The 23,470-nt window shown below is 67.6% G+C and carries 18 protein-coding genes; 11 read left to right on the top strand and 7 right to left on the bottom strand.

Features of this window, described 5'->3' with window-relative positions:
* Position 1: 1 nt before the first annotated feature.
* From XINFAN_RS16420 to XINFAN_RS16385, 8 genes are all read left to right on the top strand, one after another.
* Entirely contained in the window at positions 2 to 1,378 is a 1,377-nt protein-coding gene (locus XINFAN_RS16420; protein WP_124087949.1) for a response regulator, read from the top strand.
* 109 nt (positions 1,379 to 1,487) lie between these two features.
* Positions 1,488 to 3,758, top strand: a complete 2,271-nt coding sequence (locus XINFAN_RS16415) for a sensor histidine kinase NtrY-like (protein WP_233352262.1) — start codon at positions 1,488 to 1,490, stop codon at positions 3,756 to 3,758.
* A gap of 1 nt (position 3,759) precedes the next feature.
* On the top strand, positions 3,760 to 5,172 hold the full coding sequence (gene ntrX / locus XINFAN_RS16410) for a nitrogen assimilation response regulator NtrX (RefSeq protein WP_124087947.1): 1,413 nt from the start codon (positions 3,760 to 3,762) through the stop codon (positions 5,170 to 5,172).
* Between the two features lie 176 nt (positions 5,173 to 5,348).
* The gene (gene trkA / locus XINFAN_RS16405; protein WP_124087946.1) at positions 5,349 to 6,725 is read left to right on the top strand and encodes a Trk system potassium transporter TrkA; all 1,377 of its coding nucleotides are present in this window, start codon (positions 5,349 to 5,351) and stop codon (positions 6,723 to 6,725) included.
* Complete coding sequence (locus tag XINFAN_RS16400) at positions 6,725 to 8,257, top strand: potassium transporter TrkG (protein ID WP_233352260.1); 1,533 nt, start codon at positions 6,725 to 6,727, stop codon at positions 8,255 to 8,257. Before trkA ends, XINFAN_RS16400 begins: the two co-directional genes overlap by 1 nt.
* A 194-nt stretch (positions 8,258 to 8,451) precedes the next feature.
* Complete coding sequence (gene hfq / locus XINFAN_RS16395) at positions 8,452 to 8,685, top strand: RNA chaperone Hfq (protein WP_023664101.1); 234 nt, start codon at positions 8,452 to 8,454, stop codon at positions 8,683 to 8,685.
* 95 nt (positions 8,686 to 8,780) lie between these two features.
* Positions 8,781 to 10,049 carry a GTPase HflX gene (hflX, locus tag XINFAN_RS16390; protein WP_124087945.1) on the top strand — a complete coding sequence of 423 codons (1,269 nt, stop codon included), beginning with the start codon at positions 8,781 to 8,783 and terminating at the stop codon, positions 10,047 to 10,049.
* A gap of 72 nt (positions 10,050 to 10,121) precedes the next feature.
* On the top strand, positions 10,122 to 10,454 hold the full coding sequence (locus XINFAN_RS16385) for a hypothetical protein (RefSeq protein WP_124087944.1): 333 nt from the start codon (positions 10,122 to 10,124) through the stop codon (positions 10,452 to 10,454).
* 44 nt (positions 10,455 to 10,498) lie between these two features.
* Here XINFAN_RS16385 and XINFAN_RS16380 read toward each other — a convergent pair whose 3' ends face one another.
* The gene (locus XINFAN_RS16380; protein WP_124087943.1) at positions 10,499 to 12,973 is read right to left on the bottom strand and encodes a penicillin acylase family protein; all 2,475 of its coding nucleotides are present in this window, start codon (positions 12,971 to 12,973) and stop codon (positions 10,499 to 10,501) included.
* Between the two features lie 86 nt (positions 12,974 to 13,059).
* On the opposite strand from XINFAN_RS16380, the gene XINFAN_RS16375 reads away from it, so the two are divergent.
* Entirely contained in the window at positions 13,060 to 13,926 is an 867-nt protein-coding gene (locus tag XINFAN_RS16375) for an NAD(P)-dependent oxidoreductase (protein WP_124087942.1), read from the top strand.
* Between the two features lie 58 nt (positions 13,927 to 13,984).
* On the opposite strand, the gene XINFAN_RS16370 is transcribed toward XINFAN_RS16375, so the two are convergent.
* Both XINFAN_RS16370 and hemB read right to left on the bottom strand, forming a co-directional pair.
* A complete protein-coding gene (locus XINFAN_RS16370; RefSeq protein WP_124087941.1) occupies positions 13,985 to 14,542 on the bottom strand; it encodes a lipid-binding SYLF domain-containing protein in 558 nt (185 codons plus the stop codon).
* Between the two features lie 136 nt (positions 14,543 to 14,678).
* A complete protein-coding gene (hemB, locus tag XINFAN_RS16365; protein WP_124087940.1) occupies positions 14,679 to 15,677 on the bottom strand; it encodes a porphobilinogen synthase in 999 nt (332 codons plus the stop codon).
* A 208-nt stretch (positions 15,678 to 15,885) separates the two neighbouring features.
* On the opposite strand from hemB, the gene XINFAN_RS16360 reads away from it, so the two are divergent.
* Entirely contained in the window at positions 15,886 to 16,410 is a 525-nt protein-coding gene (locus tag XINFAN_RS16360) for a component of SufBCD complex (protein ID WP_124087939.1), read from the top strand.
* Positions 16,410 to 19,856, top strand: coding sequence for a transcription-repair coupling factor (gene mfd, locus XINFAN_RS16355; RefSeq protein WP_124087938.1), 3,447 nt, complete (start codon positions 16,410 to 16,412; stop codon positions 19,854 to 19,856). Before XINFAN_RS16360 ends, mfd begins: the two co-directional genes overlap by 1 nt.
* A 48-nt stretch (positions 19,857 to 19,904) precedes the next feature.
* On the opposite strand, the gene XINFAN_RS16350 is transcribed toward mfd, so the two are convergent.
* The 4 genes from XINFAN_RS16350 to XINFAN_RS16335 all read right to left on the bottom strand — a co-directional run bounded on the left by XINFAN_RS16350 (position 19,905) and on the right by XINFAN_RS16335 (position 23,444).
* A complete protein-coding gene (locus XINFAN_RS16350) occupies positions 19,905 to 21,125 on the bottom strand; it encodes a multidrug effflux MFS transporter (RefSeq protein WP_124087937.1) in 1,221 nt (406 codons plus the stop codon).
* Complete coding sequence (locus tag XINFAN_RS16345) at positions 21,122 to 21,781, bottom strand: DsbA family oxidoreductase (RefSeq protein WP_124087936.1); 660 nt, start codon at positions 21,779 to 21,781, stop codon at positions 21,122 to 21,124. The genes XINFAN_RS16350 and XINFAN_RS16345 overlap by 4 nt, the downstream gene beginning before the upstream one ends.
* On the bottom strand, positions 21,778 to 23,262 hold the full coding sequence (locus XINFAN_RS16340) for a class I adenylate-forming enzyme family protein (protein WP_124087935.1): 1,485 nt from the start codon (positions 23,260 to 23,262) through the stop codon (positions 21,778 to 21,780). The genes XINFAN_RS16345 and XINFAN_RS16340 overlap by 4 nt, the downstream gene beginning before the upstream one ends.
* 62 nt (positions 23,263 to 23,324) lie before the next feature.
* Positions 23,325 to 23,444, bottom strand: a complete 120-nt coding sequence (locus XINFAN_RS16335) for a lipoprotein (protein WP_124087934.1) — start codon at positions 23,442 to 23,444, stop codon at positions 23,325 to 23,327.
* Positions 23,445 to 23,470 lie beyond the last annotated feature (26 nt).

The raw sequence follows: 23,470 nt of genomic DNA, 5'->3' as shown, positions 1-23,470 counted from the left end.
CATGGATGGCACGGTTCTGGTCGCGGACGACGATCGCACGATCCGCACGGTTCTGACCCAGGCGCTGACCCGGGCGGGCTGCAAGGTCCATGCGACATCAAGCCTGATGACGCTGATGCGGTGGGTCGAAGAGGGCAAGGGCGACCTGGTGATCTCGGATGTGATCATGCCCGACGGCAACGGGCTGGACGCGCTGCCGCGGATCGGCCGGCTGCGGCCGGGCCTGCCGGTGATCGTGATCTCGGCGCAGAACACGATCATGACCGCGATCCAGGCCGCCGAGGCTGAGGCTTTCGACTATCTGCCGAAACCCTTCGACCTGCCCGATCTGATGAAACGCTCGGCGCGCGCGCTGGAACAGAAGCGCCGCGCCGCGCCCGCCGCCCCCGCCACGCGCGAGACCGGAGAGCTGCCGCTGGTCGGACGCACCCCCTCGATGCAGGCGCTGTACCGGCTGGTGGCGCGGGTGATGAACACCGATATCCCCGTGCTGATCACCGGGGAATCGGGCACCGGCAAAAGCCTGCTCGCCCGCGCGATCCACGACTTCTCCGACCGGCGCAATCTGCCCTTCACCCTGGCTCAGGCCGGGGATCTGCAAGGGGTCGAGGGGCCGTCCTCGCTCTTGGCGCGGGCGCGCGGCGGCTCGCTGGTCTTCGACGAGATCGGCGATTACGACGAGGATGCCCAGGCCCGGGTGGTGCGGCTGCTCGATCTGATCCAGGCCGAGGCGATGTCGGGCAAGGCGCCCCGGATCATGGCGACGAGCCAGGCCGATCTGACCGCGCGGATGGAGACGGGCCGCTTCCGGCAGGATCTTTACTACCGTCTGGGCGGCGTCATCCTGCATGTGCCCGCCCTGCGCGAGCGGGTCGAGGACATTCCGCTCCTGGCCGAGCATTTCATCGCCCGGGCCGAGCGCGAGTCGGGCACCCCGCGCCAGCTTGCGCCCGATGCGCGCGAGATGATCCGCAGCCATGCCTGGCCGGGCAACGTGCGCCAGCTTGAAAACGCCATCCGCCGGCTGATGGTGACCTCGGCCGATCCCGAGATCAGCCGCGCCGAGGTGGCCGCCGTTCTGGGCCAGCTGCCGGTGGCGGAACCCTCGCGCGGCGCCGGTGAGGGCGAGAAACTCTCGGCCACCGTCGCGCGCCATCTGCAACGCTATTTCGATTTGCATGGCGGCCAGTTGCCGCCGCCCGGCGTCTGGCAGCGCATCCTGCGCGAGGTGGAAATGCCGCTGATCGAGATCGCGCTGGACGCCACCGCCGGAAACCAGGCCAGATGCGCCGATCTTCTCGGGATCAATCGCAATACTTTGCGCAAGAAGATCACCGACCTGGATATTCGCGTGACACGGCGCCGCAAACTGATGTAAAACCGCAACATCAAGCGTGGCAACCCGGTCGCATCCGGCTCTGCCCACAAGATGTTGAAGGGTTATGTCAGCAACGGGTCGGGCGCTAAGCCGGGATGTCTGGGCCAGAATGTCGCGTTTGCGCCGCCAGCGGCGGATTCAGACCGCGGTGACGCTTGGCCTCGTCTTTCTCGGGCCGGTGCTGGTGGTGGCGACCTTCCTGCTGCTCGGGCCACTGAATCAATCCACCGGCTCTCCGGCTCTGCGGCTGATCCTGCTGGCGGATCTGGTCTATGTGCTGCTGATCGCGGCGCTGGTGCTGGCCAGGATCATGCGGATGCTGGCGGAACGCCGCCGCCGCTCGGCCGGATCGCAGCTGCATATGCGGCTGACCGGGGTCTTCGCCGGCATGGCGCTGGTGCCGACGATTCTTGTCGCGGTTTTCGCGGTGCTCTCGGTCAATCTCGGGCTTGAGGGCTGGTTTTCGGAACGGGTGCGTTCGGTGGTCGGCTCCTCGCTGTCCGCCGCCCAGGCCTATGAGGGCGAACAGCGCGCCAGCCTCTCCCAGGATTCGCTGGCGCTGGCCGGTTTCCTGAACGCCGCGCGCGAACAAAGCGTCTTTTTGCGCGACGACCAGCTTCGCCCGCTGCTGGCCAAAGGCCAGGAGGCGATCCAGCGCGGGCTGAAAGAGGCCTATCTGATCGACGGCACCGGCCAGTTGAAAACCCGGGGCGAGCGGTCCTATCTGTTCGGCTTCGAGGCGGTTTCCCCCGACGATCTGGCGCTGGCGCGGCAGGGCGAGGTGGTGCTGATCCCCGACTGGCAGAGCAACGAATTCCGCGCGCTGATCTGGCTGCCGGCCTATGCCGACCGCTATCTCTATGTCAGCCGCGAGGTGGACGGGCGGCTGCTGTCCTTGCTGGATGAGACCACCGAGACGGTGCGGATCTACAACCAGCTCGAATCCGAGCGCGGCAAGCTGCTGCTCAACTTCGGGCTGATCTATCTGGGCTTCGCGCTGATCCTGATCCTCGCCGCGATCTGGCTGGGGCTGTGGTTCGCCGAGCGGCTCGCGCGTCCGGTGGGGCGGCTGACGGGCGCGGCGCAGCGCGTGGGCGACGGCGATCTGGATGTCCAGGTGCCCGAGGAACAGGGCGACGACGAAATCGCCATGCTGGGGCGGATCTTCAACCGCATGACCCGGCAGCTCAAGGGCCAGCGGGTGGCGCTGGTCGCCAGCCACGCCGAGACCGAGGAGCGCCGCCGGCTGTTCGATTCGGTGCTGTCGAACGTCACCGCCGGGGTGATCGGTCTCGACCCCGGGGGGCGGGTCGATTTCGTCAACCGCGCGGCGGTGCGGGTGCTCGATCTGGCCGGCGAAAGCGCCGGGCAGCCGCTGGAGGATCTGGTTCCCGAATTCGCCGATCTGTTCCGGCGCCTTCGGGAAGAGCCCGGCCCGATGGCGCAGGAAGAGATCCGCCTGACGCGCCGCGGCCAGATCGAGAGCCTGCTGGTGCGCCTGTCGGAACGGCGCAGCGGCGAGGGGCTGGAGGGCTATGTCGTCGCCTTCGACGATGTGACCGATCTGGTCACCGCGCAGCGGATGGCGGCCTGGGGCGACGTGGCGCGCCGCATCGCGCATGAGATCAAGAACCCGCTGACCCCGATCGCGCTCTCGGCCGAGCGGGTGAAGCGCAAGTTCCGCAAACAGGTGCAGGATGTGGACGAGCTGGAAAGCCTGACCGATGTGATCGTCCGCCAGACCAACGATCTGCGCCGCATCGTCGACGAGTTCTCCAAATTCGCCCGCATGCCCGAGCCGGACCGGCGCGAAACCGATCTGGTCGCGGTCCTGCGCGATGCGGTCACGCTGCAACGCGCAGGCCAGCCCGGGGTGCGTTTCAGCGCCGAAATACCGCCCGGGCCGCTGCTGATGGATCTGGATGCGACGATGATCAGCCAGGCGCTCACCAATCTGATCAAGAACGCCGGAGAAGCCACGGAAACCCTTATGGAAAACGGTGCGCCCGCAGGCTATGAGCCCGAGATCCGCATCACCATGGACAGCGACGGGAACGACAGCGTGATCCGCATCGCCGACAACGGCACCGGCCTGCCCGAGGACCGCGCGCGCCTGTTCGAGCCCTATGTGACCACCCGCGCCAAGGGAACCGGCCTCGGGCTGCCCATCGTCAAGAAGATCATCGAGGAACACGGCGGCACGCTGTCTTTGCACGACGCGCCGGTGTTCGACGGAAATTCCCATCCCGGCGCGCTGGCCGAGATCCGGCTGCCGCGGCTCGCGCGGCGCCGCATGGGACGCAATCTTGGCCCTCAGGGCCAGGCCAATGCCGCCCCCGCCGGGGCGCCGAACACAAGCCCTTCCGGGCATGGAGGCTGAGATGAGCATTCTGATCGTCGACGACGAAAAGGATATTCGTGAACTGATCGGCGATATCCTGAAGGACGAAGGCTATAGCGTGCGCCTCGCCGGTAATTCCGACGAATGTATCAACGAAATCAACGCGGAACCGCCCGCTCTGATGATCCTCGACATCTGGCTGAAAGACAGCCGGATGGATGGGATCGACATTCTCAGGACCGTCAAACGCGACAACCCCGACGTGCCGGTGATCATCATCTCGGGCCATGGCAATATCGAGATCGCGGTGGCGGCGATCAAACAGGGCGCTTACGATTTCATCGAGAAGCCCTTCAACATCGACCAGCTGACCCTGGTGGTGGCCCGCGCGATGGAGACCTCGCGCCTGCGCCGCGAGAACCACGAACTCAGGCGCCGCGATGTGGCCTCCTCCGAGATGATCGGGTCAAGCCCGGCCTTCAAGGCGCTGAAATCACAGCTGGAAAAGGTCACGAAGTCCAACGGTCGGGTGATGCTGACCGGCCAGCCGGGATCGGGCAAGGAACTGGCGGCGCGCTATATCCATGCCAATTCAAACCGCGCCGCGGCGCCCTTCGTCTCGGTCTCGTCGGCCACGATCGAGCCCGAGCGAATGGAGGAGGTGCTCTTCGGCCGCGAAACGCCCGAGCGCGGGGTCGAGCCGGGCCTGCTGGAACAGGCCCATGGCGGCGTGGTCTATTTCGACGAGGTGGGCGACATGCCCACCGGCACCCAGTCCAAGATCCTGCGCGTGCTGACCGAGCAGCAGTTCACCCGCGCGGGCGGCACCGACAAGGTGCGCGTCGATCTGCGGGTGATCTCCTCGACCTCGCGCGATCTGCCGGCCGAGATCCGCACCGGGCGCTTCCGCCAGGAACTCTACGACCGGCTCAATGTGGTACCGATCCCGGTGCCGCCCTTGTCGGAACGCCGCGACGACATTCCCGAACTCGCGCGCCATTTCGTCGATTACTTCCATCGCAGCCAGGGCCTGCCCGCGCGCAATATCTCGTCCGATGCCGAGGCCATGCTTCAGACCATGCCCTGGCCCGGCAATGTCCGCCAGCTCAGGAACATGATCGAGCGGGTGCTGATCCTCGGCGAGAACGGCGGCGCCATCGAGGCGCGGGAACTGCCCGGCGCCGAAGGCGCGCCCTCGGGAGCGGAAAGCATGGTGCTGGGCGGTGCGGTGGCGACGCTGCCGCTGCGCGAGGCGCGGGAACTCTTCGAGCGCGAATATCTGCTGACCCAGATCAACCGCTTCGGCGGCAACATCAGCCGCACCGCGAATTTCGTCGGAATGGAACGCTCGGCGCTGCACCGCAAACTGAAAAGCCTCGGCGTGGTGACAAGCTCCAAATCCGGCGCCCGCGGCGCGCATTTCGAGGATGAGACGGAAGAAAGCGAGGCCTGATCGCCAGTTGAGAGCGCCGGGGGTTTCACACCCCCGGACCCCCGTGGGATATTTAGAGACAGAAAATGAGCATAAGCTGCGCTCCCCTATTTTCTGTCTGAAAATATCCTCTGGGGGTCCGGGGGGCGAAGCGCCCCCGGCGGCCGGTCAGTGATCGCCACCTCGGGAGTTTTGCGATGAAGGTCATCATCTGCGGTGCGGGCCAGGTCGGCTGGCAGATCGCCCGCCAGCTGGCGGGCGAGAAGAACGATGTCACCATCGTCGACATCAATGCCGAACTGGTGCGCCGCGCCACCGAGACGCTGGACGTCCAGGGTGTGGTCGGCTTCGCCAGCCACCCGGACGTGCTGGAGAAAGCGGGCGCGCGCGATGCCGATATGGTGATCGCCGCCACCCATTCCGACGAGGTGAACATGGTCACCTGTCAGATCGCCCAGGCCGCCTTCAACGTCACCCGCCGCATCGCCCGCATCCGCGCCCAGAGCTATCTGGAGACCGGCTATTCCGACCTTTACAACACCGACCGGCTGGCGATCGACGTCATCATCAGCCCCGAGCTGGAGGTGGCCGAGGCGGCGCTGCAACGGCTCGCCGCGCCCGAGACCTTTGACACCGAAGTCTTCATGCAGGGCCGGGCCCAGCTTCTGGGGCTGCAACTCAGCGCGGAATGTCCGGTGTTGAACACCCCTTTGCGCCAGCTCAACGATCTGTTCCCCACGCTCCGCGCCATCGTGGTCGGCGTGCGGCGCGAGGGGCGGCTGTTCGCGCCCGATCCGAACGACCAGCTTCTGGAAGAGGATCAGATCTATCTCTTCACCCATGCCGGAGACGTGCCGCGCAGCCTGGAGATCTTCGGCAAGAAGAGCCACAAGCAGGAGCGCGTGGTCATTATCGGCGGCGGCAATGTCGGGCTGACGGTCGCCCGGGTGCTGGAGGCGCGCTCCGGGCGGGTCAGGGTGCGGATGATCGAGAAGGACCGCGCCACCGCCGAGACCGCGGCCGATGCGTTGTCGCGCACCATCGTGCTGAATGGCGACGGGATGAACATGGATCTGCTGGCCGAGGCCGGGGTCGGCCGCGCCGATGCGGTGCTGGCGGTCACCGATGACGACAAGACCAATCTGCTGGTCGCGGTGCGCGCCAAACAGGCGGGCTGTCCGCTGACGATCGCGCTGGTGAACGATCCGACGCTGGCGCCTTTGATGGCGCCCCTCGACATCGACGCCTATATCAACCCGCGCGCCACCACCGTCAGTTCGATCCTGCGCCACATCCGCCATGGCCGCGTGCGTGCGGTCTATTCCATCGGCGACGGCGAGGCCGAGATGATCGAGGCCCAGGTTCTGTCGACCTCGCCGATCTCCGGCCGGCTGATCCGCGAGATCGCCTTCCCCGAGGGCGTGCTGGTCGGCGGCGTGATGAAGGGCGACCGGGTGCTGAAACCCGAACCCGCGATGCGGATCGAGCCGGGCGACGTGGTGGCGATCTTCGCGCTGACCAAAGACATCCCCGAGGTCGAGCGCCTGTTCCAGGTCTCGATCGACTTCTTCTGATGCGCGGGCGAACCGGGATCATGGCCTGGATGCGCGACCTGCCGCTGCTGGTGCTGGCGCTCGGCGTGGTGGCGCTGATGGCGCTGGTGCCCGCCGCGCATGCGGCCATGACGCGCGATCCCCACACTGCCCAGGCCTTCTTCTATTCGGGGCTGCTGCTGATGGTGCTGACCGCGATGCTGGCCATCGTCACCCGCGCGCAGCCCCGCCGCCAGACGGCGCACAGCCAGCTTGCCGCGCTGGCGGGGGCCTATGCGCTCTTGCCGCTGGCCTTCGCGTTGCCGCTGACCTGGATCCTGCGCGACAGCGGCGGGATGGATCTGTGGTTCGAGATGGTCTCGGCCTTCACCACCACCGGCGCCACGCTTTACGATCCCGCGCGCCTGCCGCCCGCGGTCCATCTGTGGCGGGCGATGGCGGGCTGGCTGGGCGGGTTCTTCGTGCTGCTCGCGGCCTATGCGGTACTGGCGCCGCTGAACCTTGGCGGCAGCGAGGTGATCTCGGGCAGCCTGCCGGGCCACAACACCGCCCAGGGCCGCGCGGGCGGCGGGACGGGCGATCCGCGCGAGCGGCTGGCGCGTTGCGCGGGCGCCATCTGGCCGGTCTATGCCGGGCTGACCTTCGCGCTCTGGCTGGGGCTTCTGGTCGCGAACGAGGACGGGCTGGTCGCGCTGACCCATGCCATGGGCACATTGTCGACCAGCGGCGTGGCGATGACCGGGGGCGGGGCGGTCGCGGGCTCGGGTCTTGCGGGCGAGGCGCTGCTCTGCGGCTTCATGCTGCTGGCGCTCAGCCGCCGCCTGATGCCGCTGCCGTTGCCGGGGCAGCGCCAGGGCCGGCTGCGCGACGATCCCGAGATCCGCCTCGGCCTTGCGCTGATCGCGCTGGTGGTGGTGGTTCTGCTGCTGCGCCATCTGGCGGCGGATGCGGCGACGGGCGAGGGCGAGAGCCTTGCCGGTCTGGCCCGCGCCTTCTGGGGGTCCCTGTTCACTGCCGCCTCGTTCCTGACCACCACCGGCTATGAGAGCCAGTGGTGGATCTCGGCCCGGGACTGGGCGGGGATGGGCTCGCCCGGGCTGTTGCTGATGGGGCTTGCGATCACCGGCGGCGGCGTGGCGACCACGGCGGGGGGCGTGACGCTGCTCAGGGTCTGGGCGCTGCTGCTCCAGGGCCGGCGCGAGCTGGAGAAGATCGTCCACCCCAGTTCGGTGGGCAGCGGCGCGGCGGCGCGGCGGCTGGCGGGCGAGGGGGCCTGGTATGCCTGGATCTTCTTCATGCTCTTCGCGCTGTCGGTGGCGCTGGTCACCGCGGCGCTGACGCTGACGGGGATCGGTTTCACCGAGGCGCTGGTGCTGTGCATCTCGGCCCTGACCACCACCGGCCCGCTGGCGGCGGTGGCGGGCGATGTGCCGGTGGCCTGGGCGCCGCTCGGCGCAGGGGCGAAGCTGATTCTGGGGCTGGCGATGGTGCTGGGCCGGCTGGAGACCCTGGCCCTGATCGCGCTGCTGGTTCCCGCCAACTGGCGCCGATAGCGGGCATTTACGCAACACCAGGTCGGGGGCCGGAAACCCTGCGCCGGGGTTTCGCTATTTCTCATCTGGAAACTGCCCGTATCCGCCCTATTATCCATCCGTCACGGCGGGCGAAGCCTGCCGGGGGCCTGCGGCCTTTGGCCGATCCTCTCAAAGACCGCGGCGAAGCGGCAAGCGCAAGGCAAAACAAAACAATGGCTGGCGACAAACAGAACCTCCAGGACGCCTTCCTGAACCACGTCCGCAAGGCGAAGGTTCCGGTGACGATCTTCCTGATCAACGGGGTCAAACTCCAGGGTGTGATCACCTGGTTCGACAATTTCTGCGTGCTTCTGCGCCGGGATGGCCAGTCGCAGCTGGTCTATAAACACGCGATCTCGACCATCATGCCTGGTGCGCCGATCAACCTCTATGAAGGCGAAGACTGATAAACGCCCCTGACGACGACGAAGACGATCTGATCCCGCTGCCCCTGGATCGCCGGGCGCAGCGCGGAGCCGCGCATGCCACCGCCGCGCAGAAGATGCGCGCCATCGTGCTGCATCCAGACATCCGCAGCCGGCCCGGCCGCCGCCTGCCCGAACACGGTCTGGCCGAGGCGGTCAGCCTCGCCGGGGCTTTGCCCGAACTCGACGTGATCTGGTCCGAGGTGGTGCGGGTGCCCCGGCTCCATCCCGGCATGCTGTTCGGCGCCGGCCGGATCGAAGAGCTGGGCGTGCGGATCAGGGCAGAGAACATCGGCCTCGTGCTGGTCGACGGCCCGGTCACGCCAGTGCAGCAGCGCAATCTGGAACGCGAGTGGAAGGTGAAACTCCTCGACCGCACCAGCCTGATCCTGGAGATCTTCGCCGACCGCGCCCGCACCCGCGAGGGGGTGTTGCAGGTGGAACTCGCCGCGCTGAACTACCAGCGCACCCGCCTCGTGCGGGCCTGGACCCACCTGGAGCGTCAGCGCGGCGGTTTCGGCTTCGTCGGCGGCCCGGGTGAGACGCAGAAGGAAAACGACCGCCGCGCCATCGACGAACAGGCGATCCGCCTGCGCCGCCAGCTTGAAAAGGTGGTCAGAACGCGCGAGCTGCACCGCGCCGCCCGCGCCCGCATCCCGTTCCCGGTGGTGGCTTTGGTCGGCTATACCAATGCCGGAAAATCCACCCTGTTCAACCGGGTGACCGGGGCCGAAGTGCTGGCGAAGGACATGCTCTTCGCCACGCTCGACCCGACCATGCGCGGCGTGGTGCTGCCTGCGGCGCAAGGCGCGGGGCGCAAGGTGATCCTGTCGGACACCGTGGGCTTCATCTCGGACCTGCCGACGCAGCTGGTCGCCGCCTTTCGCGCCACGCTCGAAGAGGTGCTGTCGGCCGATCTGATCCTGCATGTGCGCGATATCTCGCATCCCGAGACCGCGGAACAGGCGGCCGATGTCGAGGACATCCTCTCCGGCCTCGGCGTGAACCGCGTCACGCCGAAATTCGAGGTCTGGAACAAGCTCGACCTGGTGGAACCCTCGGCGCGCGAGGGGCTGCTGACCCAGGCCGGGACCCGGCCCGGGGTCTTCGCGGTCTCGGCCCTGACCGGCGAGGGGGTGGAGGAATTGCTGCTGGCGGTCTCCGCCGCGCTCGCCCCGGAAAAAAGCGCGGCCCGGCTGACGCTCGGCTTCGCCGAGGGCCGCAAACGGGCCTGGGCGCATGAGCAGGGCATCGTCACCGCGGAAAGCCAGACCGAGGACGGCTGGGATCTGGACGTGCTGTGGACGGAACGCCAGGAAAAGCAATGGCACGCGCTGCGGGGCTGAGGCAGGCGCTCAGGACCGCAGCGCCCGGCTTCGGGCTCGACACCGGCGGGCATTTATGTTCCTTGCGGGCGGTTGGCGCGGATATTTCATCCGCGCGGGCGGGACTCTGCCGCGACGCCCGGCCTGAGCGCGACCTGGGGCGCGCGCGCGCTGTTCCTGCAATGCGCGCTGGCGGCCCTGCCGCGGGCGCTGGCGACCGGGCTGGCCGCGCGCGTCGGGCGCGGGCTGGCCTGTCTCACCTTCGCCGCCTGCTGGCTCCCGGGCCTGTTCAAACCGCATTTCGACCATACCCGGGGCTTCGGCGACGGGCTGATGGAGCTTTACTGGCAGCCTGGCGTCACGCCCGCCGCTATCGCCGTCGGCGCCGGCATCCTGTGGATCGCGACTGACCGCGAACCAAACTGAGCCTTGCGCCTTTCATCCTGACCCAAATACCCCCGCCGGAGGCGTCACTCCGCCCCGCCCGCAAGCGGCGTCAGCATCATCACCCCCGCTGCGGCCGCATGGGCCAGATCGGGATCGAGGCTCATCGGGATATATTCGCCGCGCCGCCACAATTCGCCCAGATCGTCGTAATGGCGCGAGAGCGGATGGCCCGACTGGCCGGTCGCGGTGATGAAGATCGAACTGTCGGGGTCGGCGAAATCATAGACCCCGCGATAACCCGCGCCATGGACGTTGAGGAAGGGATTCGGCCCCGAGCCCTTCGTGCGGCCCCGCATCAGCGTATCGTCGCCGCCGCTGGTCGACTGGCGGATGTTGACGAACCATTTCAGAAGCGGAACCTCGCCCAGCACCGGATGGTCATGCGTGGCCTGATGCGCATCGCCCCACCGCCAGCTTTCCATATTCGGCCCATAGGTCTCGGCCAGCCGGATCAGCGCCTCGTCCAGCGCCATCCGCGCCATGTCGGTGCAGGTCTCGACCGGGGCCGACTGCACCACGTCGCACCATTTCGCGGCGCCGCCGACATCTCGGTAAACCCGTTCGATGAACACCGGATCGGGGCGGCTGAAATTCGTGGCCAGCGGCCCAAGCTCGTCCTGGATCAGCCGGTCCATCAAAGCGCGCAGCCAGGCCTCGGCGATCAGCGGCTCGGGCAGATGCTCGCTCATCTCGCCGTTCCATTTCGCCAGCAGATCCAGCGCGCGCTGGCGGAAATGCCCGGGCGTGCCCTCGGGCGCGGCCTCGCCGGTGAACCACAGATCGGCGCCGATCAGCGGCAGCAAGAGGCGCGCGGTCGGGTTTACCGTATCGAGCTGCGCCTCCATGAAGCTCTCGCGGGTATGGACCTCGCGGGTGCGGATCAGTGCGAGCCAGGCCTGGATGCGCTGCGTATCGCCCCAGGTGAAGCTGACGTGATGCGGGAAGGGCCGGTCCACCGTCTTGTTGTTGGTATTGCCGAGGATGCCCTCTTCGGGGTTCACGAAACGCGGGTTGTCCTCATAGGGGAAGATGCCCTTGAAGCCGGTCGCATCCAGCCAGCCGGGGGCGGGGATGCGGCCCTGGCCGGGGTGCTCCGGGTCGCGCGCGGGCATGGCGCCGATCAGTTGCAAAGCGATGCCGTCGGGGCCGGCCAGCATCAGGTTCTGCGCCGGCGCCACATGCAGCCGCCCGGCCTCGATCGCCTCGGCGACGGATCCTGATGTCATCACCCGGATCGCCGCGGTCATCGAAGTGTCTGCCGCGGAAAGCGCGGTCCAGGACAAAGCCGCGACATGGCCTGCCGGGGTGATGGATTGCAGATCGTATTGCCGCCCCGACAGCACCGGGCCGTTTCGCGACCAGCGGAGCGTCAGGGTCAGCGGCTCGCCGCCTTTGACCATCACCACGGTCTGGCGGGTGGTGAATTTCTCGTAACCGCCGCCCGGCAGCAGATATTCCTCGGGGTTTTCCGGGTTCAGCTTCTCGATCACGATGTCCTGGTCGTCGAGATAGGCCGTGGTCAGCCCCCATCCCATCTGCTCCGAGCGCCCGACAAGGATCGCCGGAATCCCCGGAATGGTGCCGCCGATCACGCCGCCGGATTCCAGCTCCAGCCGCGCGAGATACCAGATCGTCGGCGCGGTGAAGCCCAGATGCGGATCGTTCGCGAGCAGCGCGCCGCCAGCAGCCGAGCGCCCCGGCACCGCCGCCCAGGCGTTCGAGGCGCCCGCAAGCGCGGGGTCAAGCAGCGGCGAGAAGGGACCAAGGGCGAAATCGACCGGCTCACCCTCGGGCAGCGCGCCGGGGATCAGGCTGGCGTAGCTGGGCGAGGTGATGCCCTTGCCCGGATCCTCGGGCAGGATATCGGCCAGCCGCTCGGGCGGCAGCGCCAGCGAGAGCCGCGCACGCAGGACCTCGTTCTGGGCCTGGCCGGTCAGTTGCAGCGCCATCAGCTTCATCACCGCAATGGAATCCGCCGGGGCCCAGGCAGAAATCTCCGGCTCGAACAGCCAGAATTCCGGCGCACCGCGCCCGCGCGCGCCCGAGTTCACCTGTTCGATCCAGGCGTTCACCCCCGCGGAATAGGCTTCCAGCGCGGCCAGCGTCTGCGCGTCCTGCACCTTCACCGATTCCAGCGCCAGCCCGTAAAGATCGAGCCGCCGCGCCAGTTCGTCCACCGCCAGCGTGCGCGGGCCGAAGATCTCCGAGAGCCGCCCCTGCGCGGTGCGGCGCAGCATGGTCATCTGCCAGAGCCGGTCCTGGGCATGGACAAACCCGAGCGCGAACCAGGTGTCGCGGTCGTTCCGGCCGAAGATATGCGGCACGCTGTCGTTGTTCCTGACCACCTCGACCGGGGCGGTGATGCCCGCAAGCGTGAAGTCCTCGTTATAATCGACCAGCGAGCGCGACAGGAACCAGTAGCCGATGACGAGGGCCACGCCCGCGAGCACCAGCGCCCCGGTCAGAAGACGCAGCATCCAGCGAAAGAGGGTGAGCATCAGGGGCCTGTTCTTGACGTCCGCAATCGAAACAGGTCCTAGTCCATCCCGGACCGAAGGGCAATTCACGGCGCAAGGAGCAGGGCATGGCAAAGGTGGCGTTTCTGGGGCTCGGGGTGATGGGCTTTCCGATGGCGGGCCATCTGGCGGCGAAGGGCCATGAGGTGACGGTGTGGAACCGCTCGCCCGCGCGGGCCGGGGCCTGGGCGGCCCGGTTTTCCGGCCGGGTGGCGGAATCGGCGCGCGCGGCGGCGGAAGGCGCGGAATTCGTCATGGCCTGCGTCGGCAACGATGACGATCTGCGCGAGGTCTGCCTCGGGGCGGAGGGGGCCTTTGCGGGCCTGGCAAAGGGCGCGGTTTTCGTCGATCACACCACGGTCTCGGCCCAGGTGACGCGCGAACTGGCGGAGGTGCTGGCGCAAAGCGGCCGGGGATTCATCGACGCGCCGGTCTCGGGCGGCCAGGCGGGGGCCGAGAACGGCGTGCTCTCGGTGATGTGCGGCGGGACGGAAGCCGATTACGCCCGGGCCGAGCCGGTCATCGCCGCCTATGCAAGGATCTGCCGCCGGATCGGCGACAGCGGCGCGGGGCAGCTTGCCAAGATGATGAACCAGATCTGCATCGCCGGGCTGATGCAGGGGCTGTCCGAGGCTTTGGCCTTCGGCAGCCGGGCGGGGCTCGACGGCGAGGCGGTGGTCGAGGTGATCTCGCAGGGCGCGGCGGGAAGCTGGCAGATGGTCAACCGCCATAAGACCATGCTGGCCGACAGGTTCGATTTCGGCTTCGCGGTGGACTGGATGCGCAAGGATCTGAAGATCTGTCTGGAGACCGCCGACCAGATCGGCGCCAGCCTGCCGGTCACGGCGCTGGTCGATCAGTTCTACAAGGATGTGCAGAACATGGGCGGGGGGCGGAACGACACCTCAAGCCTGATCCGCCGCCTGCCGCGCTGACTCCGGTTCCTTTGAAGAAATCGGCCCGAAATCTTCGAAGATTTCGGAGCCCTGGTGGTCAGGGGATGATCCTTGTGTATTTCACCCCCGCCAGCGTCGCCCCGGCGATCAGCCCCTGCTGGCCGAAGACCAGCGCGATCACCGGCTCCATCTCGGTGGTGGCCTTGCCGATGGTGGCGCCTTCCTCGGGGGTGGCATAGCGCAGATCGGCCGCCGCCGCCCAGCCGGTCGAGCGGCGGAATTCCTCCAGCGCGGCCGGGGTCATGAAGAACAGCGCATGGGCATATTGCTGCGCGCCGATCTGCAAGCCCACGCTGGCCTTGGTGGCGGAATAATAATCCACCGTGGCGCCCTGGATCCTGAGCGCGCCGCGGCCGAAGGCGCCGCCCCAGACGAGGCCCGCCTCGGTCATCAGCGGCATGTAGAGCACGCCGCTTGCCCGCGAGGCCAGATCCCGGGTGCCGGGATAATGGCCGAAAAGATAGTTCTGCGTGGCATCGACCCTGGCGTCGATCTGCGCCGCGCCGTTCGAGCCCACGCCATTGCCGCAGGCCGCGGTCAGAAACGCCGCGGAACCGGCCCCGGCCAGCAACGTGCGTCGTGAGATCCTGTTCATGATACTGCCCTTTTTGCCTGCATCCGGGGCTCTGCGGCCCCATTGACGCAAAATCTAGCGTGATCCGAAGGCTTTGTCATGTGTTTCTCAGACAGGCCCCGGTGATCGGCGGGGTTTCGCGCGCGGGGCGCACGCGTCACGCCCTCAGCAGCCGGGCCATTTCCGGCGCGAAATAGGTGAGGATCCCGTCGCAGCCCGCGCGGCGGAAAGCCATCAGGCTCTCGGCCATCGCCTTTTCGCCGTCGATCCAGCCGTTCAGCGCCGCGGCCCGGATCATCGCATATTCGCCCGAGACCTGATAGGCGAAGGTCGGCGCCCCGAAGGCGTCCTTCACCCGGCGGCAGATGTCGAGATAGGGCATCCCCGGCTTCACCATCACCATATCCGCGCCCTCGGACAGGTCGCGCGCGACCAGCCGCAGGGCCTCGTCGCTGTTCGCCGGGTTCATCTGATAGGTCTTCTTGTCGCCCGTCAGCCGCGCGCTGGCGCCCACCGCATCGCGGAACGGGCCGTAGAAGGCGCTGGCGTATTTCGCGGCATAGGACATGATCGCCACATCCTTGTGTCCCGCGGCCTCCAGCGCCTGGCGGATCGCGCCGATCCTGCCGTCCATCATGTCGGACGGCCCGAGGATATCCGCCCCCGCCTCGGCCTGGGCCAGCGCCATCTTCACCAGCGCCGCCACCGTCTCGTCGTTCACGATCACGCCCTCGCGCACGAAACCGTCATGCCCGTTGGCGTTATAGGGGTCGAGCGCGATATCGGTCATCACCGCCAGCTCCGGCAGTTCGCGCTTGAGCGCCCGGATCGCGCGGTTGGTCAGGTTGTCGGGGCTCCAGGCCTCTTCGCAGCCCTCGGTGCGCAAGGACTGGTCGGTGTAGGGAAACAGGCAGATCGCCGGAATGCCGAGCGCCAGCGCCTCTTCCGCGCGCCCGAGCAGCCGGTCGAGGGACAGCCGGTTCACCCCGGGCAGCGAGGCGACCGGCTCTTCGATCCCTTCGCCCTCGCGGATGAACACCGGCCAGATCAGATTGCCCGCGCTCAGCAGGTTCTCCTGCGTCAGCGCGCGCAGGGCCGGGCTTTTGCGCAGGCGGCGCAGGCGGGTGGCGGGGAAGGGCGCATGGATCGGCTGCATCGTTGAAACCTGTCTGGCTTGCCCCTGTCGGGCGTCGCGCGCGGGCCGGATCGCCGGAGGCTGCGCGCAACATTTCAGGAGTCGCGGTGTCTTGAGAGTCGGAGGGGCTTGCGGCCCGTCTTCTTGCCTGCCATGGAAAGGGCCGGGCCTCAAGCGCAGACGGCCATGATCCCGCGGACCATGTGCTGCCAGAAAGGAACATCCGGGCGTGGACCTTTACCGTATCGTTTCCGAAGTGATCGACCTGCGATCCTTCTCGAACCTCTGGTATTGGGTCGCGCTGGCCGTGCTGTGGTCCTCGGTAAGCCATTGGGTGCTGGGTGTGCCCTATGACATGATCCAGCGCGCGCGCCGCCAGGGCGGCCAGGCGCAGCTCGATGTCGAGACGCTGGCCTCGATCAACGCGCGCCGCATGCTGGCGATCACCCGAACCGCCGCGGCGCCGCTGTTCTTCGGGCTGGCGTTTTTCTTCACGGTGCTGACGCTGCTGGCCTTCTGGTATTGGGTGGAATTCGCCCAGGCGGTGTTCTTCCTGACGGTCTGGATGCTGCCGGTGGCCTGGCTGTCGCTGCGCACCGCGCTGAAGATCGAGGGCGGCGAGGATCTGGGCGCGGGGCTTTACCAGCAGTTGCTGCTTCTGCGGCGGATGGTGCAGGTGGTGGGGATGTTCGCGATTCTGGTCACATCGATGTTCGGGATGTGGCGCAACCTCAGCCATTCGATTCTTTACTGATGACGGAACAACGCCCCATCCTCCTCGGCGGTGCGCCCGAGGGCTTCGACGGTTTTCTGCTGGCGCGCGAGCTGAAACACGGCCAGCCGGTGATCCATGTCGCGCGCGACGACAAGCGGGCCGAGGCGATGCGCGCGGCGCTGGCGGCCTTTGCGCCCGATGTGCCGGTGCTGGATCTGCCGGCCTGGGATTGCCTGCCCTACGACCGGATCTCGCCCAACCCCGACACCGCCTCGCGCCGGATGGCGGTGCTTGCGGCGCTGGCAGAGGGGCTTTCGGGCGCTTTCGTGGTCTCGACCACGCTCAATGCCGCGAGCCAGCTTCTCCCCGCGCGCGAGGTGGTGCGCGCATCCTCGTTCCGCGCGAAAGTGGGCGACCGGGTGGACGAGACGCGGCTGCGCGGCTTTCTTGCGCGGATGGGGTTCACCCCGGTTTCCACCGTGGCCGAGCCGGGCGATTTCGCGATACGGGGCGGGATCGTCGATATCTTCCCGCCGGGGCCGGGTGGTCCGGTGCGGCTGGATTTCTTCGGCGATCAGCTCGATGGCGCGCGGCGCTTCGATCCGGTCTCGCAGCGCACCACCGAAAAGCTGAAGGCGGTGGAATTCGCCCCGGTGTCGGAAGTGGTGCTGGACGAGGCCGCGATCACCCGGTTTCGCCAGAATTACCGGGTGGAATTCGGCGCCGGAGGCTCGGACGATCCGCTTTACGAGGCGGTGAGCGCGGGCCGCAAGCATCAGGGGATGGAGCACTGGCTGCCCTTCTTCCACGAGCGGCTGGAGACGATCTTCGACTATCTGCCCGATGCGGCGGTGATGCTGGACGATCAGGTGCCGGTGATGCAGATCGCGCGCTGGCAGGCGGTGGAAGACGCTTACGACGCCCGCAACGACGCCATGGCGGCGCGGGCGAAGATGGATACCGTCTACAAGCCGGTCGCGCCGCGCGGGCTCTATCTGGACGAGGCGGGCTGGCAGGCGGCGCTGGCGGGGCACCGCGAAATCCGGCTCTCGCCCCTGCCGCAAAGCCCCGGGCCCGGGGTGCTGGATGCCGGCGGTCGGGTGGGCCGCAGTTTCGCGCCCGAGCGGCAGCAGGAAAAGGTCAGTCTTTTCGGGGCACTGTCCGACCATGTTCGCGCGCTGCGCGAGGATCGCGACGTGGTGCTGGCCTCCTGGTCCGAAGGGGCGATGGAGCGGCTGAAGGGCCTTCTCGACGATCAGGGGCTGGCGAGCGAGACCATCGCCGATCTGCGGGGGCTGAGCCCGCCCGCGAAGGGCAAAGGCCGGATCTGCCAGATGGTCTGGGCGCTGGAATCCGGGTTCACCGCGCCCGGCCTCGCGGTGATCTCGGAACAGGACGTGCTGGGCGACCGGCTGGTCGCCAAACCCAAACGCCGCCGCAAGGCCGAGAATTTCCTGCGCGAGGTGGACAGCCTGTCGCCCGGCGATCTGGTCGTGCATGTCGAGCATGGCGTGGGGCGGTATCTGGGGATCGAGACCATCACCGCGCTCGGGGCGCCACATGCCTGCGTGATGATCGAATATGCCGATCAGGCGAAACTTTACCTGCCGGTCGAGAATATCGAACTTCTGTCGCGCTACGGCCATGAAGAGGGGCTGCTCGACCGGCTGGGCGGCGGGGCATGGCAGGCGAAGAAGGCAAAGCTCAAGGAACGTATCCGCGAGATCGCCGACCGGCTGATGCGGATCGCGGCGGAACGCGCGCTTCGCTCGGCCCCGATCCTGGAAACCCCGCATTCCGCCTGGGAGGCTTTCGCCGCCCGCTTCCCCTGGCCCGAGACCGAGGACCAGCTTGCCGCCATCCAGGATGTGGTGGCGGATCTGGAGAAGGGCTCGCCGATGGACCGGCTGATCGTCGGCGATGTCGGTTTCGGCAAGACCGAAGTGGCGATGCGCGCGGCTTTCGTCGCCGCCATGGCCGGGATGCAGGTCGCGGTGATCTGCCCAACGACGCTGCTTGCCCGCCAGCATTACCGCAGCTTCGCGGAACGCTTCCGGGGCTTTCCGCTCAACGTGCGGCCTTTGTCGCGCTTCGTTTCCGCGAAAGAGGCTTCTGCCACCCGCAAGGGGTTGGCGGATGGCACGGTGGATATCGTGGTCGGCACCCATGCGCTTCTGGCGAAGGGCGTCAGCCTGAAGAACCTCGGCCTCTTGATCATCGACGAGGAACAGCATTTCGGCGTCAGCCACAAAGAGCGGCTGAAGGAGATGCGCTCGGAGGTCCACGTCCTGACCCTGACCGCGACGCCGATCCCGCGCACGCTGCAACTGTCGCTGACCGGCGTGCGCGATCTGTCGATCATCGCCACGCCGCCGGTGGACCGGCTGGCGATCCGCACCTATGTGTCGGAATTCGACACCGTGACGATCCGCGAGGCGCTCTTGCGCGAGCGTTACCGCGGCGGGCAGTCGTTCTTCGTGGTGCCGCGGGTCTCGGACATTCCCGATATCGAGGCGTTCCTGAAGGAACATGTCCCCGAGGTCACTTATGTCATAGCCCATGGCCAGTTGGCGGCGGGCGATCTCGACGAGCGGATGAACCAGTTCTACGACGGGCGGTTCGACGTGCTGGTGGCGACGACCATCGTGGAATCGGGCCTCGATATCCCGACTGCCAATACGATGATCGTGCATCGCGCCGATATGTTCGGGCTCTCGCAGCTTTATCAGATCCGCGGAAGGGTCGGGCGCTCGAAAACCCGCGCCTATTGCTATCTGACCACGAAACCGCGCATCCCGCTGACGCCGCAGGCGCAGAAGCGGTTGAAACTGCTGGCGAGTTTCGACAGCCTCGGCGCCGGGTTCAACCTCGCGAGCCACGATCTGGATCTGCGCGGCGCGGGGAATTTGCTGGGCGAGGAACAGTCCGGCCATATCCGCGAAGTGGGCTATGAGCTTTACCAGCACATGCTGGAGGAGACGATCGCGAAGCTGAAAGCGGGCGAGATCGACGGGCTGTCCCCGATCTCGGACGACTGGTCGCCGCAGCTGAACCTTGGCGTGCCGGTGATGATCCCAGAGGAATATATCCCCGATCTCGACATCCGCCTCGGCCTCTACCGCCGCCTCTCGGGGCTGGCGACCAAGGTCGAGCTGGAGGGTTTCGCCGCCGAGCTGATCGACCGTTTCGGCCCGCTGCCGAAAGAGGTCAACACGCTGATGCTGATCGTGCGAATCAAGGCGATGGCGAAGAAGGCGGGGATCAACCGGCTGGATGCCGGGCCGAAGGGCGCGACGCTGACCTTCCAGGGCGACAAATTCGCCAATCCGGCGGGGCTGGTCGAATTCCTGAAGGCGCAGGGCGCGGCGGCGAAGGTCCAGGGCACGAAGATCGTGCTGATGGGCGAGATGAAGACCGAGGCCGAGCGCATCCGCGGCGCCTTCGCCATCGCCCGCGATCTGGCGGAGAAGGCGCGCGGAAAATAGACCCCGCGCGCCCTGATCCGCCGGATGCCTCCGGCGGGGGTATTTGGGTCAGGATGAAAGCGGCTTGCGGGTCAGCGCCATCAGCGCCAGCGCAAGGCCGAGGAAGATCACCGCGCCCAGCACCAGCGGCAGGTATGAGCCGTCGAAGGCCTGGCTGACCGGGGTGGCGATGATCACCGAGAGCACGGTCGACAGGCCCGCCATGATCGAGGCGGCGAAGCCCGCGATATGGCCGACCGGCTCCATCGCGAGGGCGTTCAGATTGCCCATGGTCAGGCTCATCATGCAGAACAGGCTGGTCATCCAGATCATGAACAGCGCGAAATCGGCCGTGGGGCTGAGGTCGCCCCAGGTCAGGCAGCCAAGCGTCGCGACCGAGACCGCCAGCACCGCGGCGAAGGTGATGGTGATCACCCGGCGCATCCCCACAGTCATCACCAGTTTCGCATTGGTGAACGACCCCACTGCCGAGAACACCGCGGCCATCGCGAACCAGTAGGGGAATTCGACGCCGCGGTCGAAATGCTGCTCGAAGATCGGTGCGATCGAGGACAGGAGCGAGACCAGCACCGCCATCACCAGCGCCTGGATCAGGATTGTCACCACCACGATCCGGTGCGAGAACATGTCCTGTGCCGACGCGAGCAGCGTGCGCGGGCTCAGCGGGATGCGGTCGGGGCGCGCCAGGGTCTCGGGCTGGCGCAGGCCGAGCCAGACGAGGCTGGTCAGCGAGAACAGCACGAAGGCAAGGAAGATCGCATGCCAGTCGGCGATGTCGATGATGGCCTGGCCGACCAGCGGTGCGATGGCCGGGGCGACCATGAAGACCATCATCGCGAAGGACATGATCCTGGCCATCTCGCGGCCGCGATACATGTCGCGCACCATGGCGAGCGACACGGTGCGCGGCCCGGCGGCGCCGATGCCCTGGATCACCCGGGCGACGATCAGCATCTCAAGCGAACCGGCGAAATAGCATGCCAGCGAGGCGGCGCAGTAGACCCCGCCACCCAGCATCATGATCGACTTGCGGCCGTAGGCGTCGGACAGCGGGCCCGAGACGAAGGTGCCCAGCCCCATGCCGAGGAAGAAGGCGCCGATGATCAGCATGGCGCGGTTCGGCGCCTCGGGCGACAGGAGCCGGCCGATATCCGAGATTGCCGGCAGCATGGCGTCGATCGAAAGTGCGATGGTGGCGAAGAGCATCGCGATCAGCGCGATGAACTCCGCCTGGCCCAGCTTTGGCCGGGCGTGGTATTGTTCGGTCATGAATCCGTCTTGTTCAGGTCTTTGATGACATCCGCCCAGAGTTCGGGCGGCTGCGCGCCGGTCACGACATAGTGGCGGGCGATGAGGAAGGTGGGCACGGAAGTGACACCCTTCTGGCGGGCGTCCTGGTCGCGGGCGATCAGATCCGAGGCGTCGGCCTCCGAGGCGAGCAGCCGCAGCACGGCGTCGCGCTCCATACCGTTGTCCGCGGCGATGTCGGCAAGCGTGGCATGCTCGCCGATGTCGCGGCCCTCGTCCCAATAGGCGCGGAACAAAGCGGTGACGATCTCGTTCTGGCGGTGCTCGATCCCGGCCCAGTGGATCAGGCGGTGGGCGTCGAGCGTATTGGGGATGCGCGCGGGGCGGTCGGGGTCCAGTTCGACCCCGGCGGCGCGGGCGGCTTCGCGCAGCCGCTCATGCACCGCATCGACCCGTTCCTTGCCGCCGAATTTCTGTTCCAGCCAGGCGCGTTTGCCCAGACCGCCCGGCGGCATGTCGGGGTTGAGCTGGAACGGATGCCACTCGACCTGGAACGGATGGCCGGGATGATCGGCCAGCGCGCGGTCGAGATTGAGCTTGCCGACATGGCACCAGGGGCAGACCGGGTCGGAAAAGATATCCAGCCGGACGGGCAGCCGGGGGGCGGGCGAGGTCATCTGTCGGCTTTCGAAAGCTGTTCCTGAAACAGGGCCATGAGGCGGCGGCGGATCACCTTGCCGGTCGGCCCGCGCGGGATCTCCTCGGTATGGATCCAGGCGCGCGGACATTTGTAGCGCGCGAGCCGGGCGGCCGCAAATTCATTCGCGGTGCTCTCCGGCACAGGCTGGCCTGCGTAAAAGCACGCGACGATGCGGGTGCCGGGGGCGGGTTCGACCTCGGCCACCGCCAGATCGCTGACGCCGGGCAGGGCGGAAAGCGCGGCTTCGACCTCGCGCGGGCTGATGCGGATGCCGCCGGGGTTCATCATCTCGTCGGCGCGGCCGTGGTAGTGGATCGCGCCGCGATGGTCCTGATGCACCAGATCGCCGCTGGTGAACCATTTGCCCGAGGGCGGCGCCTCGCCCTCGTAAGACAGCATCAGGCCGGGGTCGCTGGTCGCGACCGCGAGGCGGCCGATCTCGCCTGGCGGCAGCGGCTCGCCCGCGTCCGAGAGCACGGCGATGCGGCGGCCGGGTTGCGGGAAGCCCGAGGTGCCCTCGGGCGCGGGCCGGGTGGGGCTGCCGGAGAGAAAGGTGGAAATCTCGCTCATCCCGAAGGCTTCGTGGATATCGGTGCCGGTCTTCTCCTGCCAGGCGCGGCGCAGATCCTGGGGCAGGGCTTCGCCCGCGGAAAGCGCGTGGCGCAGCCGGGGCAGGCCGGGCATCTCGCCGCGCAACAACCGGCGGAACACGGTGGGAACCGAGGCGAAGATCGTCGCGTCATGGCGGCGCAGCACCAGCCCGAGGTGCTCGGTCGCGACCGAGGGCGCGGCGATCAGCGCGGTCGCGCCGACCGTCCAGGGATCGATGAGCCCGGTGCCCATCGTATAGGTCCAGTTGAAGGCTCCGGAATGCAGAAGCCGGTCGGAAGGCGTCAGCCCCTCCCAGGCCGCGTGCATCGGCGCGCGGCCCATGATCGCGCGATGCGCATGGCGCACCGCGAGCGGCGTGGCCGAGGTGCCCGAGGTGAAGACGATATAGGCCTCGCGGTCGGCATCTGCGAAATGCCATCCGCAGGGCGCGGCCTGTTCCCAGGCGGCAAGATCAGCGGGCCAGGGGGTGCAATCCTGAGGCAGAGCGATGCCGGGATCGGCCACGACCGCTTTTGCCCGGATGCGCGCCGCCATCCGGGTGATCTCGGGCGTGGTCAGAAGGGGCGAGGTGGCCACCGGCACGATCCCGGCGGCGATGGCGCCGAGGTAAAGCACCGGATAGCCCGGGCTGTTTCCCAGCCGGATCAGCAGCCGGTCGCCGGGCGTCAGCCCGCGCGACAAGAGCCAGCCGCCGCAGCCGAGAACGGCGCGCAGCAGCCGCGCATAGCTCCAGCGTTCGGCGCCGGTCAGCGTCAGGATCGCCAGCGCCACCTTGTCGGGCGTGGCGGAACCGGCCGCAAGAACATGCGCCGCCAGGTTGAAACGCGAGGGATCGTAATGCGCCATGACGCCCCCGGGATAAGCCGCCCCGCCTGCCTTGGCAAGCGTTCAGCCCCCGGCGTGCGCCCTCAGCCCAGCCAGCCCTGGACCGTGCGCGCGCCGCCCGAGACGTCGTCGCCCACGCCCGCGACCGTGTTGCACCCTGCGAGTGCGGCGAGAATTACGCCGATGAGGATCAGTTTCTTCATGCTCTGCCTGCCTTCTGCCAGACCCG

The sequence above is a fragment of the Pseudogemmobacter humi genome (assembly GCF_900609055.1).
Lineage (GTDB): Bacteria > Pseudomonadota > Alphaproteobacteria > Rhodobacterales > Rhodobacteraceae > Pseudogemmobacter > Pseudogemmobacter humi.
This window is presented reverse-complemented; position numbering and strand designations above follow the sequence as displayed.